General features: G+C 59.6%; 17 protein-coding genes and 2 pseudogenes. 7 read left to right on the top strand and 12 right to left on the bottom strand.

From position 1 onward, the window contains the following. Positions 1–169 precede the first annotated feature (169 nt). From NUH86_RS15590 to NUH86_RS15565, 6 genes are all read right to left on the bottom strand, one after another. A complete protein-coding gene (locus NUH86_RS15590) occupies positions 170–1,702 on the bottom strand; it encodes a Fic family protein (protein ID WP_267250329.1) in 1,533 nt (510 codons plus the stop codon). A gap of 47 nt (positions 1,703–1,749) precedes the next feature. Continuing rightward, positions 1,750–1,911 (bottom strand): type II toxin-antitoxin system VapB family antitoxin, encoded by a 162-nt coding sequence (locus NUH86_RS15585; protein ID WP_323749024.1) that lies wholly within the window; start codon positions 1,909–1,911, stop codon positions 1,750–1,752. A gap of 146 nt (positions 1,912–2,057) precedes the next feature. Then, positions 2,058–2,528, bottom strand: coding sequence for an alpha-ketoglutarate-dependent dioxygenase AlkB (locus NUH86_RS15580; RefSeq protein ID WP_323748992.1), 471 nt, complete (start codon positions 2,526–2,528; stop codon positions 2,058–2,060). 125 nt (positions 2,529–2,653) lie between these two features. Beyond that, positions 2,654–3,238 (bottom strand): SOS response-associated peptidase family protein, encoded by a 585-nt coding sequence (locus tag NUH86_RS15575; protein WP_267250327.1) that lies wholly within the window; start codon positions 3,236–3,238, stop codon positions 2,654–2,656. A gap of 230 nt (positions 3,239–3,468) precedes the next feature. Further along, on the bottom strand, positions 3,469–3,858 hold the full coding sequence (locus tag NUH86_RS15570; protein WP_267252163.1) for a type II toxin-antitoxin system VapC family toxin: 390 nt from the start codon (positions 3,856–3,858) through the stop codon (positions 3,469–3,471). Positions 3,859–3,866: 8 nt separating this feature from the next. Next, positions 3,867–4,130 carry an antitoxin gene (locus NUH86_RS15565; protein ID WP_267250326.1) on the bottom strand — a complete coding sequence of 88 codons (264 nt, stop codon included), beginning with the start codon at positions 4,128–4,130 and terminating at the stop codon, positions 3,867–3,869. Between the two features lie 420 nt (positions 4,131–4,550). On the opposite strand from NUH86_RS15565, the gene NUH86_RS15560 reads away from it, so the two are divergent. The 4 genes and pseudogenes from NUH86_RS15560 to NUH86_RS24755 all read left to right on the top strand — a co-directional run. Then, a complete protein-coding gene (locus tag NUH86_RS15560) occupies positions 4,551–5,168 on the top strand; it encodes an SOS response-associated peptidase (RefSeq protein ID WP_267250325.1) in 618 nt (205 codons plus the stop codon). Next, on the top strand, positions 5,168–5,590 hold the full coding sequence (locus NUH86_RS15555; RefSeq protein WP_267250324.1) for a DUF1810 domain-containing protein: 423 nt from the start codon (positions 5,168–5,170) through the stop codon (positions 5,588–5,590). Before NUH86_RS15560 ends, NUH86_RS15555 begins: the two co-directional genes overlap by 1 nt. Before the next feature lie 101 nt (positions 5,591–5,691). Then, positions 5,692–6,471, top strand: a complete 780-nt coding sequence (locus NUH86_RS15550; RefSeq protein WP_267250323.1) for an ImuA family protein — start codon at positions 5,692–5,694, stop codon at positions 6,469–6,471. Further along, positions 6,389–7,078, top strand: a pseudogene (locus tag NUH86_RS24755) (DNA polymerase Y family protein); the annotation flags it as partial. The gene NUH86_RS15550 and the pseudogene NUH86_RS24755, both read left to right, overlap by 83 nt. A gap of 138 nt (positions 7,079–7,216) precedes the next feature. On the opposite strand, the gene NUH86_RS15540 reads toward NUH86_RS24755, so the two are convergent. Then, positions 7,217–7,615, bottom strand: a complete 399-nt coding sequence (locus NUH86_RS15540; protein ID WP_267252202.1) for a hypothetical protein — start codon at positions 7,613–7,615, stop codon at positions 7,217–7,219. A gap of 133 nt (positions 7,616–7,748) precedes the next feature. Between NUH86_RS15540 and NUH86_RS15535 the strand changes: the two are divergent. Next, positions 7,749–9,272, top strand: a pseudogene (locus NUH86_RS15535) (OB-fold nucleic acid binding domain-containing protein); the annotation flags it as partial. A 213-nt stretch (positions 9,273–9,485) separates the two neighbouring features. Here NUH86_RS15535 and NUH86_RS15530 read toward each other — a convergent pair. The 3 genes from NUH86_RS15530 to NUH86_RS15520 form a co-directional block, all read right to left on the bottom strand. After that, positions 9,486–10,328, bottom strand: a complete 843-nt coding sequence (locus NUH86_RS15530; protein ID WP_267250322.1) for a hypothetical protein — start codon at positions 10,326–10,328, stop codon at positions 9,486–9,488. A gap of 466 nt (positions 10,329–10,794) precedes the next feature. Continuing rightward, positions 10,795–12,174 (bottom strand): PD-(D/E)XK nuclease family protein, encoded by a 1,380-nt coding sequence (locus NUH86_RS15525; protein ID WP_267250321.1) that lies wholly within the window; start codon positions 12,172–12,174, stop codon positions 10,795–10,797. A gap of 136 nt (positions 12,175–12,310) precedes the next feature. Next, complete coding sequence (locus NUH86_RS15520) at positions 12,311–12,475, bottom strand: hypothetical protein (RefSeq protein ID WP_267250320.1); 165 nt, start codon at positions 12,473–12,475, stop codon at positions 12,311–12,313. A 150-nt stretch (positions 12,476–12,625) separates the two neighbouring features. Between NUH86_RS15520 and NUH86_RS15515 the strand changes: the two genes are divergently transcribed. Both NUH86_RS15515 and NUH86_RS15510 read left to right on the top strand, forming a co-directional pair. Continuing rightward, entirely contained in the window at positions 12,626–13,270 is a 645-nt protein-coding gene (locus NUH86_RS15515; protein WP_267250319.1) for an outer membrane protein, read from the top strand. Between the two features lie 112 nt (positions 13,271–13,382). Continuing rightward, positions 13,383–13,526, top strand: a complete 144-nt coding sequence (locus NUH86_RS15510; protein ID WP_267250318.1) for a hypothetical protein — start codon at positions 13,383–13,385, stop codon at positions 13,524–13,526. Between the two features lie 188 nt (positions 13,527–13,714). Here NUH86_RS15510 and NUH86_RS15505 read toward each other — a convergent pair whose 3' ends face one another. Both NUH86_RS15505 and NUH86_RS15500 read right to left on the bottom strand, forming a co-directional pair. After that, the gene (locus NUH86_RS15505) at positions 13,715–15,595 is read right to left on the bottom strand and encodes a hypothetical protein (protein WP_267252162.1); all 1,881 of its coding nucleotides are present in this window, start codon (positions 15,593–15,595) and stop codon (positions 13,715–13,717) included. 271 nt (positions 15,596–15,866) lie between these two features. Next, positions 15,867–16,217, bottom strand: coding sequence for a hypothetical protein (locus NUH86_RS15500; protein WP_267250317.1), 351 nt, complete (start codon positions 16,215–16,217; stop codon positions 15,867–15,869). Between the last annotated feature and the right edge of the window lie 30 nt (positions 16,218–16,247).

Below are 16,247 nucleotides of genomic sequence, written 5' to 3'. Positions count from 1 at the left end.
TGGCATTTTCTGCCCTGCGGCAGGTTCGGCTTAGACACCCAGTTCCTAATTCAGATCAGAGGCTTACGCCACTCCCGCCAACCCTTCAGGACACTTTTGGTGAATAAGGCGGGCTAGTGTGCCGCCCACGTGATCGCCACCGCAGATAGCCTCGGGTAATCACATACTCTCAGGAGGCGTTTACCGCACGAGGTATATCCCCCGCTTCGGCCAGCGCCCACTGCACCGCCTGCTCCATCTCGGCGATCTCGGCATCGGTCAGTTCGTCGAACTGACCGCGCTTGCTATTGGAAAGACGTCCGCCGTTCTGAAGCATCAGGCGGATCAGCAACGCGGCGCGGCGGTCCGGCATATCGACGATTGTGCGGACCCCTTCCATCGCGCGGTCAAACATCGCCAGGAAGCTTAGTTCTTCGCGCAGATCCGTACGGACGGTATCGACCACGCGGTCATAGAGATATTCGGCGACAGAGGTGGCGTCGAAGAAGCGATAGAACAGCGCGCTGTCGCTGCGGACCGCGATCTCGCGCTCGCTGGTCCAGCCCCATTCGATCGCGCTGAGCAGGGGCCTTGAGAAGCCCTCCAGCACCGCGTCATAGCTGCGCCGATCGCGGACGATGGCGGCCGACACAGGAAAGATCATGCTGTCTGGGCTGAAACCTGTCTTGCTCAGCACATGATGAACGATGAAGCGGTGGATGCGACCGTTGCCGTCCTCGAACGGGTGAATGAAGACAAAGGCGAAGGCCGCGACTGCCGCTGCCACGACAGGCTCGATGTCGTCAGCGAGCATCCGCGCCATCAGCGTCATCCAGCCCGTCATCAGCGAGGGAACGTCTTCAGGTCGGGGGCAGATGAAATGCACCTCCTCGCGGAGATCAACGGTCGTCTCGCCGACGAAATTCTGAAAGCTGCGCCAGTCGGTCGCGACATAGCGGCGATCGACGATCGCATTTTGCAGCCGAACGATCGCTTCCTTGTCGCCCATGTCAAAGCCGGAGGCGGAGCGCAGCGCAGCGACGAACCGCTCGGTCCGATCCGGGCTGGGCGCCTCCCCCTCGATCGCAAAGGACGCGCGCGTCTCCTTGGTGAAGATATGCCGCACCGCCCGGGCAAGCACGGCCGGGTCATAGCGTTCGATGATCGCACGTGCTTCGGCATCGATATAGAGGCCGATCTGCCCTTCCAGCTTCGCCGTGCGGCGCACCGTGGGGCACAGGTCCGGCGTCCCGAGCAAGTTATCGATAACGCGGTGCCGCGACGAGTTCCGCCTTGCCCCGACGATATGCTTCTGCGGATCGAGCGCCTCGACATAATTGCCCGCCGCGGCATCGGGAACATCGAGAAGTTCGCCAGTCAGATACTCATAGAAGAACCAGGCGCGCCGCGCGTAGCTGCCGCTCGGCTCAGTGCGGACCCATGCCGCGATGACCTCGGCGTCGATAGCAACGAAGGTCGCGGCCAGCACGGCCAGATCCAGGGGTTCATAGCGTAGGGCAAAGCGCAGGTTGGCGATGATGTCGTCATCGGTCGCATAGGAGCGCGGGTAGAACTCGACCGTGCGATCAGCGATCACGTCGGTGCGCCGCGCACCCGAGACGAGGTAGCTTTCGGTATAGGGCGGCGGACTCTGCGGCGCAAACTTCGCCCGCAGCCAGATGTGCCCCAGTTTCGGCCGATTGTCACCTATGTCATCGTTCATGTGAAAAACACTTAGCGAGTCGATTTAAACCTTCGAATCAGTGAGGATCATCGGTCATTCCGCATCGTATCGAGATCTCCTCCCCAGGCGAGCTTGCCGCGAGCGCTACAAAGCTTGGCCTGCGAATGGAGCGAGAGGAGCAACCTTAACCCCGCTTCCACCGCCTCGCGCTTCGTCTTAAAGCCAATAGTACGGAGCACCTGAGTCATAAGATCATCGTCGGTTACGGTTTTGGTTCGCACAAGTTATTTCTTTCCTGGTTCTTCCCCATTACGCTCATAAAGCTTCGGATCAGTTGGGTTCATATGCTTGCTCCCGTCCCGAACCCTATCCGCGTTTGATCGAACGTTGGTCGCTAGGCGAGACTGCGAAAAGTGATCGACCACCGCGTCCCTTCCATTTCCGCGATGCTGTGCTCCCATGCATGCCGTGCCTGGCCACTCAGATGATAAATCGAGCGCGACGCCAGTGGCGCGTTCCGTCGCTCAAACCTCGTTCCTATCCGACGCCGAAACCGCATCGCGGCAGGTTCGCCCAGCGATATCCCGATGACATGCTCGAAAACAGGACGGTCGCGATGCCATCCGATGCCGGCGCCTGGATCATAGCGGATCAACAAAGCCTGGACGAGATCCTCAGCCCGAAGACCAGCAAAGGACGCCGCCATTGCCTTCAAAGGCAGCAGCCAATCCGGCATCGGTTCGGTTGGCGTGAAAGCACCTGTCTGGAAATCATAGCTCCAGCCGTAGCTCCGGGTCAGACGCTTCCCCATCCACTGCTGGAAGCGAAAGGGCGTAAGATCGCTAGCATCGATCCGGGCGATCAACGCCCTCTCCTCTTCCGCTGTGATGAACTCATGCCCCTGTCGCAGCCCCGGCAGAAGCGGCTGTCCAAACAGATCGGCCTGACTGGCGGATGGATGCGCGAACATATTCACCGCCCCGCTTCTGCTCAAAACGCCAGGCTGGTCTGCACCGGCTTGGTCAGGATCTCCTCGACCAAAAACAGATGCGCAGGCGGGGTGACCAGCAGATCCGTTTCGGGCACCTGGCAATCCAGCCACTGCATGACCTGCCGGCGCTGGATTATGGCGCCATGGCGCTCCTGATAGCGCATCACCTCTGGGTTCGCGTCAACGGTGATGATCCGGTAGCTGACCGGCCAGTCGCCAATGGCAGGCTCCCAAATGGCGGCGAGATAGAAGAAATTGCCGTCCTCCATGGTCACCCGGAATTTCTTCTCGCCATTGCGGATGTGAAATTCAGACGCCGGCACCAAGCAGCGATTGCTCGGGAATGATCGCCCTTCGGATCGGATGAACTCGTAGCACACGCCATCGCTAAAGCGCGGGTTGGAGCCCCAGGCCGCCTCAATCATCTCAACTTCATGCACGTCATCCGGGTTACGCCGGATGATGGCACGGCGACTTCCGAGTGCCTCGGAGTCGAAGGGCGTTGCTTTCGAGTCCATGACAGGAACATACAGAGAACAATTGGCAGGATCAAGGTTATCCGGCGAATTGGGTTGATGGGTCAAATCCCCGGTTCTTCATCAACGGACCAATACGCCGCCTTCATCAGCCTCAGCGAGGATCGCCGCCTTCTCGACATCCAAAAACTTCCTGCGTCGCTCGGTTCGCGCGATGATCTCCACCCGATCCTTCACTTGGCCTCCATTGGGGTCCAGAAAGAGGCTCCGTAGCGGAGGTCCATCAGCGCCTAGCCGAAATGCCGCAACACGCCCGAAGGCGGACGCTTACTCATCAACTACCTGATCCAGTTTTCAACCTGCAGGCCGCGAATGCGGGAAAACTCGCCCGTGTTGTTAGTCACGAGGATTGCGCCTGCGGCGTAGGCATGAGCTGCGATAAACAGATCGTTCGGACCAATGGGCTTGCCCGCGGCCTCATGCTCGGCGCGAATGCCGCCATACTCCGCGTCAGCAGGCACATCGAGCGCCAGAACCTGCACACTTTCCAATATCGCTTCGACATGCGCCAAGAGTTTCGCAGACCCTTTCCTGGCGCACCCATATCGCAGCTCTGCGGCTGTGATGATGCTCACGCAAATCGCGTCCGGGCCGACCTCGGCAATGCGCTTTGCCGCGCTGCCGTCAGGATGTCGCAGCAGATCGGAGACGATATTGGTGTCGAGCATGTAGAGGGTCAAAGGTCGATTTCCTTGGCCGGGAGAAGCGTCTCGTGCACATCAGGAAACTGATCCTCTGGCCCGAGCGGGTCTAGTCCGGCCAGCACTTCAAGCAGGTTCTTGCGGCGCACCGGCTCGATAATAAGCCGATTCCCATCACGATAGATGTTCACCCGATCCCCCGGCATCTCGAAGTCTGCGGGAATGCGGACGGCTTGGCTCTTGTTGTTACGGAAGAGCTTGGCTTCACGAGGCTCTGAATATGACTGCGGATGCGGCATGATCGCCCTTCTTGTTCATGTGTATATGCATAAACATATACATCATGCTGTGAAAATTTTCAACCTTCAACGCCGCCAGCCCCGTCCCTAGATGAGGCAAAACGCCGGAGCAGAAATGAGGCCGACCAGCGAGCCATCAGCCCAATATACCGGAGAACCAGGATCAAGCTGTCCGGCGAAGGGAGTTGATGGCACAGCCGGTAGAGTGACCGGCTGCGAGGTTCGGGGCTGATCAACGATCCCCCGTAGCGCATTCCCCCATATGGCTGCGTTGTTGGCAACCCTTTCGCAGCAGCTTTGGCAGGAAACGGCGATGAACCGGTCGGACTTGTCCCGCGTTCACGCCCAGCGTGCGCCAAGCCTTCAATCAACCCGGTTTGCCGCACGACCGGGAGCAAGCGCCGCCAAGAAGGAGGAGAGATGTGCAACGATTATAGGCTGGAGGTCGACATCGCCTCGATCGCCGAGGATTTCGAGGATCTCAAAATCAAGATCAAGATGCCCGAGGGCAAGCCCAACGTGCCCGCGCGTGAGGACATCAAGATGACCGACATGGCGCCGATCGTCCGATCGGTAGAGGGCGAACGGGGTACAGGGGAGCTGGTCAACCGACGATGGAGCTGGCCGGGCACGAAGGGCAAACCCGTCTATAATTTCCGCTCCGAGGGGCGCGAGTTCACCTCTCATCGCTGCCTCATCCTGGCGGACGGCTTCTACGAATTTACAGATCCCGCCGATCCCAAGCAGAAGCGGCTCGACAAATGGCTTTTCACCATGGCCGATCATCGCTTGTTCTGCATCGCAGGCATATGGCGTGAGAGCCCGCTGGGCGAAGCCTTCACCATGCTCACTATGGACGCGGGACCGGACGTGGCTCCCTACCATCATAGGCAGATCATCCCCCTCACCCGCGAGCAATGGGCCGACTGGCTCGATCCGACCGTGCCCGCTGGGCAAGTGCTGCGCTGGCTGCCGCAAGGAAGTTTGCCCGTCACCCAAGTCTACGGCTCGCCGCCAGCGCAGGGAGCGCTGCTCTGATGACTACCGATGCCACCCTCGCCCGCTTCGTCGAGGCGCAGGAAAATAGCTACGCCACCGCATTGGCGGAGATCCGGGCTGGCGCCAAGCGCTCGCACTGGATGTGGTACATTTTCCCGCAGCTGCGCGGCCTGGGGCAAAGTCCGACCGCCCATTATTATGGCATCGCGTCGATCGACGAAGCCCGCGCCTTTCTTGATCACGACCTGCTTGGCCCGCGCTATCGCGAATGTGTTGAAGCGCTACAGCAACTGGCCACTGATGACCCCGTCGCCGTGTTCGGTAGCGTGGACGCCATTAAGCTGCGCTCATCGCTAACCCTGTTCGAGGCGGCGGAGCCATGTCCGTTGTTCGCGGGCGCATTGGACCGATGGTTCAACGGAGAGCGCGACCCGGCGACTCTGCAAATGCTTGCAGACTGATCCATCTGAAGACGGGCGGAGGAAAAATGGCGATTCATCCCGCTTGACGAATCGCCCGGCCGAACGGAACATAAAGGGAACATCTGAGTCGATATGTTCCCATGATTTGCCCCGCTTCCACATCTGACCGGCCCCGCGCCACCACTCCTCTTGCCGCCCTACTGGCGGAACTCACGCAGGCGCGCGCCGCGCGGGGGCCTGCCCTGCCCTTCGGCATCGACGCGATCGACCAGCGCCTAGCCGATCGTGGGTTGGACGGCGCGGCCTTGCATGAGATTGCCGCCGCGTCTGCGAGCCTCAGCGATGACGCTGCCGCGACGCTGTTCGCGGCCGGCATTGCCGCCCGCTTTGCAGCACAGGCCGGATTTACCGTATTTTGGGCGCTCACAAAGTTCGACCTCTATGCGCCGGGGCTGGAGCAGATAGGGCTAAGACCCGAGCGGGTTCTCTATGCGCAGGGCACGAGCGACAGCGCCGTCCTCGCCATGACCGAGGATGCCGTGCGCGACGGCTCGCTTGCCTGCGTCATTGCGGAGGTCAAATCAGCTGATCAGACCGCGACCCGTCGGCTGCAGCTTGCCGCCTCTGACGGCAAGACCCCGGTTCTGCTCTACCGCCGCCATCGTGTCCGCGATCGCTGCCCGTTAAGCGGGCTTTCCTCTGCAATGACCCGCTGGCGCATCGGCTGCGTGCCCTCCGCGCGTCTTCCCCATCCCGGGGTCGGGCACGCGCGTTGGTCGGTCGAGCTCGTCCGTCAGCGAAACGGCAATCCCTTCTCCCTCGAACTGGACGCGTGCGATGATCAGGGTCGCCTCGCTCTACCTGCCGCAGCTTCCCATAGAGCGTCTGCGGCAGCTGGAGCGGCCAGCCAAGCGGCCTGAGCCCGCTGGCCTGTCGATCCGCGCCCGTTTGGCCGAGCCGGTCGATGACAATCCAGGCGCCTGTTCAGTGCCGCGCGGCGGTCACTGGCGGCCCGGCGCACGCTGGGCGCGTGATGATGCGAAGCGTCCAAGCCAGAGCGTAATCGACGCATTGCCCGCGCACCAGCGCCCCACCATGCGCGAAATGGGCCGCCGCAGCGAGTCGGCGGAGCATCCTTTCAAAGCTATGCCAGCTGATGAAGGCGGCACCAGCACCCGGTCTGCCCCCGCTGTCACATGGACGACCCTATGGGGGCAGCCGACAATTCTGATCGCGCGGACAGGGCAGCGTGAGGTGGTGACCGCCGCCTGCCCGGTGGCACTTAAGCTTGGCCTGCGTCCCGGCATGGCGGCCGCGCACGCCCGCGCGCTGGTGACCGACCTCGATGTGCGTGACGCCGATCCCGAGGCCGATCGGACCTGGCTCGAGCGCCTGGCCCTCCACGCGGTCGGTCATTGGACGCCGACAGCCTGCCCGTCAGGCAACGACGGAATGTGGCTGGATCTCACCGGCACCACCCACCTCTTCGGAGGCGAGGCGCGCTTCTGCCGACGGCTGCTACGTTTTCTGGAGCGGCTGGGCTTTACCGGCAGCATCGCCATCGCCGGTACGCCTGGCGCCGCCCATGCGCTGGCGCGCTATGGCGGCAAGGCCATCACCCTGCTACCGCCCGGCACAGAGACCCAGGCGATCGCCGATCTGCCGCTAGCGGCATTGCGGCTGGAACCCGAGGCGCTGCTGTCGGCGGCGCGCTTCGGCCTTGAACGGATCGCCGATCTTTATCCCATGCCGCGCGGCCCCCTGGCCCGTCGCATGGGCCTGGCGACCGTCCGTCGACTGGACCAAGCGCGTGGACTGGTCGCCGAGCCGATCGTTCCCGTCGTACCGTTCGAAGCGCCGCGTGCGGAGCGGCGGCTGCTCGAACCCATCGGCACCGCCGAGGCCATCACGCAGGTCATCGGTGATCTGGTCAACGATCTGGTGGTCCTGCTGCAGGAGCGCGGCATGGGCCTGCGCGCTGCCCATCTCACCTGCGCGATTGTCGATGGTACCGAGCAGCATGTCGCGATTGGCACCGCCCGCGCCACACGCGATGCCCGGCATTTAAAGCGCATGCTCGGCATGCGGATCGAGCGAATCGACCCTGGGCTTGGTATCGAGGCGATGATGCTCGTCGCGCCGCGGATTGAGGAACTTCGGGCACAGACGCTGGAGGCGGGCCTCGGCACAAGTGACCGCCCAGATGTCGATGCTGCCGCGGATCAAGCCGATGGAGTTCTACGATCTCGTCATCGAAGTCGCGATCGTCCGTCCGGGTCCGATCCAGGGGGACATGGTCCACCCTTATCTCCGCCGCCGCGAGGGCAAGGAGCAGCCCGAATATCCCAAGGAGGAGCTGAAGGCCGTGCTCAAGAAGACGTTGGGCGTGCCGCTCTTCCAGGAGCAGGCGATGAAGGTGGCGATTGTCGGCGCGGGGTTCACCCCCGCCGAGGCCGACCAGCTGCGCCGCGCCATGGCGACGTTCAAGCTGACGGGCGGGGTCAGCCATTTTTACGACAAGCTGGTGAACGGCATGGTATCACGCGGCTACCCAAAGGACTTTGCCGAGCGCACCTTCAAGCAGATCGAGGGATTCGGCAGCTACGGCTTTCCCGAAAGCCATGCGGCAAGCTTCGCCAAGATCGCCTATGCGTCCTGCTGGATGAAGCATCATCATCCTGACGTCTTCTGCGCGGCGCTGCTGAATGCCCAACCCATGGGCTTCTATGCCCCGGCGCAGATCGTGCGGGATGCCCGGCAACATGGCGTCGAGGTGCGGCCAGTGTCGATCAACCACAGCCATTGGGACTGCACGCTGGAACCGGCGCGAGGCCGCTACAAAGCGGTGCGCCTAGGCTTTCGGCAGGTGCGCGGGCTTGCCAATCTCCATGGCGCGGCGATCGTCGGCGCGCGCGGTCCGGCGCCGTTCGGGAGCGTTGAGGAGGTCTGGCGCCGCGCCGGCGTGCCGCGCGCCGCGATTGAGCGGCTGGCGGAGGCGGACGCTTTTTCCTGCATCGCACAGGACCGGCGGCAGGGGCTATGGAAGGTCAAGGGTCTGGGCGAAGCGCCGCTGCCATTATTTGCCGCCGCCGACGAGCGGGAGGGGAAATTCTCGCCCGAAGGTCTAGAGGCGCCCGTCACGCTACAGCCGATGACGCAAGGGCGCGAAGTGGTGGAGGACTATCGCTCGCTCCAGCTGTCGCTGCGCGATCATCCGCTGAGCTTCCTACGCCCGCAGCTCGACCGGATGCAGGTCGTGCGCTGCGCCGACCTTCGCGCCATCCGGGACGGGCGCAATGTCGAGGTAGCTGGCGTCATCCTCGTGCGGCAGCGGCCCGGGTCAGCCAAGGGCGTGCTGTTCGTGACCATCGAAGACGAGACCGGCGTTGCCAACGGCATCCTCTGGCCGAACAAGTTCGAGATTTATCGCCGGCAAGTGATGTCCGCATCCATGATCGCTATACGGGGGCGGCTACAGAAGGAAGGCGAGGTCATCCATGTCATCTGCGATCGGATCATCGATCATGATGACATGCTGCGGTCGATCGGCAAGAAAGACTTTACGGTTATGCCCGGTCGCGGTGACGGCGCGAGCCATGGCGGTGGGCCAGATCCACGCGATCCAAGGCTACGGGACGGGCGCACGCTCGCGTCACCGCCCTTTCACATCAAAGACAATCGAGAAGACATGGTGCCAATCCGCAGTCACGATTTCCATTAATTTCCAATTATCAATTCTGACGGCTCATTGAGCCTCCCACCCACCATGGCCGCTATATGGCCGATTACGGGATGGCAGCTTTCGGGTGAACCAGCGCAAGCTGTGGGCGGAGAGCAAGATTCGTTCACGTCAGTCCGATCCGCGAGAGGCGGTGATTAAACACCTATGAGCACTTTTAGCGGTAGCCGATTTTCACAAATTTTAGAATGCGGTTCAATCGTACTCTGCTTTAACAATGAAATTCTGCTGTGATAACCAATCTGATTTGATATTAGCTGCATCAGCTGCTGATGCCGCTATTCCAAACGAAGTGTTAATAGTAGTGATTGTCTCAATAGTTCCCGATTTTCCGCCCTCTATAGCTGCAGCTATTTCGTCGAAATAGGGCATCCAAAAGAGATCTGTATTTTCGACCAAAGGCTCTCGCGCCGGTTCATTGTATGTCGCAGCGAACCATCGCCTGTTTTGAGTATCAAACTCCCGAGACGCGGATCCTGAAGCTTTGCCCCAGCCACTCGAAGTGTAAAAATTCCCGGTATTATGACTATAGATTTCAATTGATATAAATTTTAGAGCAACCGAGCTTCGAAAATATCTAATTATCTGGGCTCTCTGCTCCTTTAAAATTTCGGTATGAAGAGCATCTGCGATAAAAAAATCGTCTTCTCTCAATGGATGCTGCGCATATATGTATCCTGGCAGAAGCTTTCTGCCACTCTTTGAAAAGTATTTTTCAGCAAAATCCAACGACACATTTTCAATCTCAACAGATCCTGCCGCACTCTTTTTGAAAAGTGATTTGGCTGATCGCAGAGTAGTGGTACTGGCAGCAGCGATTAATTCCCCCTGAGCCCTGCGACCTTCTGCAAAGGCATTCCGGAAATTCCCGAAAGCCTTACCAACTTTGCTTTCTGATATTTTGTCCCAGCCAGCATCCTTCGCGAGCGAGCCAATACCTTTAGCTACCATGTGCGAGGCCGCGAATGAATCATGCATCAATTTGGACCAGTCGGTCTTTGCTTCGTCTGAAACGACGTGGATCAAACGCGTCTGCATGTTACCTCAACTCAGGGTTATTCTACTGAAAACGGAATGAGAACTAAGCAATGCTGTTGTGATCCGCAAGCATCTTAGTAGCCCTGCTGCATCAACGCTCGGGAGGTCCCTAACATGAACCCGAAATCGAGGGTCCATCCCTTTCATTCATTCCACAAGAGCTGATAACGTCTGGAATGTTGGCCCCTTCGGCGCAGTGACGCGCCCAAACCAAGTGCCGTGAACATGTAACGATCCGTCCTCCAGACCTATAAGCGCTTGAAACTCCCCAACGGAGGTTTTGGGAAAAGCATATGGCTGGTGGACCGACTGAAACTGGCGCGTTCCGGCTCGTGGACTTGCAACCAGGACTTTCGGCTGCCGGTCTCAAGGGCGAGCATGCGCGATTTGGAAACGCTCGATGCCAAGTGACCGGCCGTAGTTGCCACTATCAGCAGCTTCCTTCTTATACATCCAACCAGGCAGCTCATCCGAGGCGGGCCTGATCGATGTGCAGCTTTGCCTTTGTCCGTAGTCTCATGCGGAGATGTTCGACCAAGAACGGGAGGTTGGCGCGCGTCAGGGGATAAGGCTTTTGCTGGATCGGCATGGGCAGTTTGATCGTCAAGACACGCTTGCCCGCGGATTCTCGCTGCGCCTTGTATCTAAACCGCTCGGACCACGTCCCGCGCCTGGTCACATCTGCTTTTTCAAGTTCGGCACAGAGTGCAGTTCCGCTTCCCTTCACGAAGACAGAAAATTGCCACGTCAGTTCCGTTGCATCAGCGCCCCAGCCGACTAGATCGCCATCGTCGCTACGGACATAGCTTAGCGATACTGCATTGTACGGGTTGCCAGTGAAATGACCGTTGTTCATCTCGGTAATCTGTAGGCCGAGATCCTCAAACGCCGGCTGAAGCGCCGTGATCACTTCCTGGCGAAGTTTCCGACGCTCCTGCCTCACGGCGTCAAGGGCTGTCTGGTGTTCGGCTACGAGCTTCTGGACGATGGGACTGAAGAGCCCTTGCGACGGGCAAACGTGCTCGCCGAGGAAGGCAAGGTAATCCTTGACCAGCTGGTCCCCAGCCCGCGGAGGGGATCGATCGATGACGGAGGAGAGAACCTGCGTGACATGACCGTAATGGGCCATCGTCCACACGCTATCTTCGTGGATGTCCGATTGGAAAACGCCGCCAGTAGGAATTTCGAACGGCCGCGCGCTCATCATCCCCTCCGCCACCCTCGTTGCGGCGTCAGCGTCCTTCGCAAGGAAGACGAAGTTGCACTGCCAGCTGGGGCCCTCGGAGTAGTATTTAGCAAAGAACTCTGTGGCCCACTGACGATAGCGCCTCCTCTGAGCCGGTCCCTCAGCTGAACCAATCTTCAGTTCGATGATCGCAAGACGGCGAAGAATGGGGTCATACACAATGACATCGGGCCGTCCGGGACGGTCTCTCGACGCTATGGCCTGATCGAAGACAACTGCGAACTCGTCACCGACGTGCTCGCGAAGTACGATGATGTCCTTGGGATCAGACGGAGGGGTGGATGCAGTGCCTCGAAACGCCGGACAAAGGCCAAACAGCACATCGGTCCCATATCCATGGGTTTGCCAAGGTGTAAGGAGGTAGGCGAGGAAGTTACTATGCCGCACCTCATCGGTGAGACGTCCCATCGCAGCGAACGGGTTGGCCGCCAAGAGCTGAGATGCCAAGATTTGAAAATCCTCTGACGCAGCCAAGCGATCGACGGCGGCCTGGCCGCCCGGCTCATCGACAATCTTAAGAGATTTGGAACTCGCCGGGTCCCCTTCTATCAGGAAGTCTAGGACTGGCTGGTAGCGAGTGTAAAATTGGCTTAGCGACATAAACCCCTGTGGTGTTTAGCGATGTATAGCTGACGACGAGCTGTGGATAGAGCGCGTTCTCGTTAAAATGCACTTAAGAAACGCAGGGACTTATCCAGTCCATCCGCGATCAAAAGCGTTGGCGCCCGGCACGAAACTACTCGTTGAGAAAAACGCAGACGGCCTTCTTCTCAAGCTCCTGTCGATCGTCACCCCGACCGATATTGAAGCGCTTCGGATCGCTATGGTCGATCGGGCCATCGTTGTCGGTGGCTGATATGGACGAGATCATCGCCGAACAGGCGCAGCTACGTTCGCGCAATTGATACCAGCATATCCTATTGGCTGGGCGTCGGCTCCCAACATTCAGGCAAAGATTCAGAGGGTTGACGCGTTCTTGAGCGACTTCTAGATGCCCGCTCGGGTCGCGACCGTAACGATAAGATTTCGCGAACAACCCAAGGGGGATCAATTGAACAAGCTTGCAATCGCTGCGCTGGCCGTCGTCGCCGGTGCCACTTCCGCTCACGCAGAAACCTTTTCTGGCCCGTATATCGGCGCGCAAATCAGCCGTGATGCATATGAAGTAAAGGCCGAAGGCACCGACCTCGGCTTTGCTGACCTCGACCTGGACGGCATCAGCGCGAATGGCGTCGGTGGCGGCCTCTATGTCGGCTATGATTATGCCCTGACGAACAATGTCTTCTTCGGCGTTGAGGCGAATGCCAACTATTCGGGCGCGAGCGCGTCGGTGAGCCTGGACGACGGCACCGATAGCATCAGCGGCAAGGTCCGCGCCCGTGAGTCCTTCGGTGCGAGCGCTCGCCTTGGCTTCATGCTCGCCGACAGCACCGGCCTTTATGCCAAGGGCGGCTGGCAGTCGACCAAGTTCAAGCTGAGCTATGACGACGGCGTGGATGCCTTCACCGCGAAGGACACCCAGGACGCACTCGTTTATGGCGCAGGCCTCGAAACGCGCATCGGCACTCAGACCTCGATCCGGGTTGAGTATCTGATCGAGGACTACGGCAGCGCCGGCCTCAATCGCGATCTCGACACGAACGGCATTCGCGTCGACAACAACAAGCTCTCGCTCGGCATCTCCTGGCGCTACTAAGCGTCGGCTGAACTGACGAAGAAGGGCGTCCCAGGAGGACGCCCTTTTTTCCATTCTCGACTGGCCCCGCTTATCACAGTCGGCGGGGCGCTTTTTGGGCGAGGCACCGTCCATGCGGCAGCAATATCGCTGGAAAGACCGGCATGATGATCTTGTAGCCAAGCGCAATCCTTGGCCTGTGCGGATAGAATTCGCTCTGCTTGTCGGGGCTGCCGCGCTGATCGCAGGCAATTATCTATACGATCGGCTGTTCTGACAAGGTTGGTTTGCGCGACAGGATCCGCGGCGAAGGCGAATTGCGACCCGCACGGGTGTCGGTGATGAATGTCGCGTTCTTCCTATCCGAATCAGTAGGATCCCGAGCAGTTTCACGTTGCGACCCGAAGGCTTGGCTTATCCAAGTTCTTCTACTGGGGCCGGCTGAGCCGGCCCCACTTTTCCATCTCAAGCAGCTTCCCATACCCGGTTCAGAATCTGAGCGGCCATCGCCGCTTTGTCCTGCGGTAGGAAGCGCCCATAATGCTTGGCTACCATCTCCGGCGTGTCTTGGATGGCATAGCTTGCCTGCTCATAGGAGCCGGTATGTTTGAGGATGTGGGTGGCCAGAACGTCGCGGACATTGTGCGGCCCGTGCGGCAGCAATCCCTTGATCGCGCCTCTCCCAGTATAGGGATTAAAGACGCCATAGCGTTGGATCACGAGCCTCCACGCCTCATAAAATGTATTCTGGTTATATGACGCGTCCCGGCTGGTCCTCTTCACCGTCTTGACGAAGAAGGTGCCAGGATCCTCCGCACCGTTGAGCAGGGTAGGACGATGCCGCTCGATATAGGCGCTGATATGGTCATAGAGGCCGCCGAGATCGGGCAGGACCAACCGGAAGGGCTTGCCGGCGAAGAAGGATGAATGGGCGTTCTTGAAAGCGACGGCAGGCACGAAAACTTCCCAGCCATGGTCGCGCTCGCTCCAGCGAATTTCGCCGCGCTTCTGTGCCTCAAGCTGCCGTTCTGAACGCGGCAGATGCCCGCGCGGGCAGACCATAAGTTGCCGTAAATTCTTCTGTCGCAATCCAAGATGTAAGCCCAGGCGAATGAGAAGGTAGGAGCGAGCCACTTCCGCGGCTGCACGAGGAAACCGCCGCGCGTCTGGGCGAAGCTTCAAAATTTCATCGGCAATCTTCAGATATTCCGCCACCGGACTCGACGCCTCCAAGATCGGCAGTATCGGCTCAAACGGATCACGATGGATCCGCGCTACCCGCTCCACTTCCTTCACTCGTGCGCCAGCATGCGCATGGAGAAAATCGCAAGCGCTCTGCCAATCGGCACGCACAGCTGCGACTTCCTCAGCCGATATAAGGCCTTCGACGGGGACAAGACGTGAAGCAAGTTCTGGATGCTGACGCAGCCAACCAGTCTCGGAACGGACCAACGCCATGGCATTGCGCAGCATATCGCATTCCCAGCGAGTGAAGAAGCCGCGCCGGCGCTCACGCCACTGGACATACCAGTCCCAAACGCGCGGAAAGATGAGCATGGCGAACGAGATGTCCTTGAGCGGCACGCCATGACCATGAACGGCCCCCGACGGCGAGGCCGCCAAAGCGCCGAACATGAGGCCGAAATGCTCGATCTTCTGAGCCGTGGTTTCCCCGTTCCAAACCCCAATGCGCTGGAAGCCGATATCGGTGAGGGTAGCGGTCTTGAAGCGGATGAGCTCGGTCAATTCCGACACCAGACGAGGCGGCGCATCCACCACGCCGATATGATCAGCTTGGTCATCGAGATCATAGGGCTCATCGCTCACAACCGACGCTTTCATCTGCTTGCCTGTCAGAGAAGGAAACCGGATCGCGTAGCGCAGCTTCATGGCTTGGGCCTGAAAGCGGCGATATTCGGTGGCGCCGGAGATCACGACGTTCTGAACCCAGTCCAGGATCTCCTTCTGCTCCTTGAGCGGCCTTGAGTTAAAATCATCGGGCAGGTGCCAAGCCAGCCGGCGCTGCTCAGCTCTCGGCAGCCCCTTCACCGATAGACCCGAAGCCGCGCGCGCGGGATTCGGCAGCTTCGATTTGAAGTAACCTAGGGGTAAATCGTACCGCCGCTCAATTCGCGTTAGCAGCTCAAGGCTGGTCGCGCTTTGCGGTGTGCGACGTCCCTCGACCCACGATTGCAGTGTCGCGCGATCAAATTTCTCCCCGGGCCGAACAATACAGCGGTGGAGTTGATAATAGCTCTCGGAAAAGCGTCCCAGATGGAGGACGAGCGCTTCGCGAAAAGAGGGGAGATCCACCCAATCTGTGAACTTTGGGACCGGGTGTTCCACGATCGGCAAAGGCTTGCGCCCCCGCTTCGATGAGACAGATTGATCCCCGTCGCCGTTACTCCGGCGTGTTGTTCTTAGCATCGTCGAGATTTCCAAATTTGATGGTCATTATCCAGCTTGAGCTGGCGACGCCTGCGATGCAGGCGCAGAGGCATGACGGCAAAGCCTCGCCTTCAACGTACCCCGCATTGATGACAAGTTCCGCGTCCGTGCGCGATCACGGCCTGCCAGGCATTGCTACGTTCAATATGAGCGGGACCAGGCGTCGAAGCTAACGACAGATGCCGGCCGTCATTCCCCGCAGTCTACCTTCTAGCCGCTGGCGTGAGGCATGCAGTGCTGTTAACCGTTCGGCAGCCTCTTCTTCATCTATGACCATCGACTCCCGGACGGCTTCGCCCGATCTGAAGGTGAGCATCTTCAGCACCAAATGCCATCGGCCACGATGATCGACGGTCACCGTCGCCATTCCGTGGCATAATAAAGATCGGAAGGTGTGATGTGCGCTCCATTCCGCAAGTGATTTAGCTACGCCTTTCCCCTCCACAGCGAACGCACCATTTTCACTCACCAATTCGCCCAACGCCGCGAAGCGCTGGCCAACAAGATGTGGCAGGCTCACTGCTTCGCCACGCCCAGGCACTTCCGTGTA

Origin of the sequence: Sphingobium sp. JS3065, assembly GCF_026427355.1 — a bacterium.
Taxonomy (GTDB): domain Bacteria; phylum Pseudomonadota; class Alphaproteobacteria; order Sphingomonadales; family Sphingomonadaceae; genus Sphingobium.
Note: the sequence above shows the minus strand (reverse complement) of the source record. Positions and strands in the feature narration are given on the sequence as shown.

What these genes read in the sequence shown, in the direction of transcription:
- NUH86_RS15540 (WP_267252202.1), bottom strand. Translation starts at nt 7,615, where the DNA reads ATGCCGGGCATCGCGTGTGGCGCGGGCGGTGCCAATCGCGACATGCTG.
- NUH86_RS15510 (WP_267250318.1), top strand. Translation starts at nt 13,383, where the DNA reads ATGCGGCAGCAATATCGCTGGAAAGACCGGCATGATGATCTTGTAGCC.
- NUH86_RS15550 (WP_267250323.1), top strand. Translation starts at nt 5,692, where the DNA reads ATGATTTGCCCCGCTTCCACATCTGACCGGCCCCGCGCCACCACTCCT.
- NUH86_RS15560 (WP_267250325.1), top strand. Translation starts at nt 4,551, where the DNA reads ATGTGCAACGATTATAGGCTGGAGGTCGACATCGCCTCGATCGCCGAG.
- NUH86_RS15555 (WP_267250324.1), top strand. Translation starts at nt 5,168, where the DNA reads ATGACTACCGATGCCACCCTCGCCCGCTTCGTCGAGGCGCAGGAAAAT.
- NUH86_RS15530 (WP_267250322.1), bottom strand. Translation starts at nt 10,328, where the DNA reads ATGCAGACGCGTTTGATCCACGTCGTTTCAGACGAAGCAAAGACCGAC.
- NUH86_RS15585 (WP_323749024.1), bottom strand. Translation starts at nt 1,911, where the DNA reads ATGACTCAGGTGCTCCGTACTATTGGCTTTAAGACGAAGCGCGAGGCG.
- NUH86_RS15565 (WP_267250326.1), bottom strand. Translation starts at nt 4,130, where the DNA reads ATGCCGCATCCGCAGTCATATTCAGAGCCTCGTGAAGCCAAGCTCTTC.
- NUH86_RS15590 (WP_267250329.1), bottom strand. Translation starts at nt 1,702, where the DNA reads ATGAACGATGACATAGGTGACAATCGGCCGAAACTGGGGCACATCTGG.
- NUH86_RS15525 (WP_267250321.1), bottom strand. Translation starts at nt 12,174, where the DNA reads ATGTCGCTAAGCCAATTTTACACTCGCTACCAGCCAGTCCTAGACTTC.
- NUH86_RS15570 (WP_267252163.1), bottom strand. Translation starts at nt 3,858, where the DNA reads ATGCTCGACACCAATATCGTCTCCGATCTGCTGCGACATCCTGACGGC.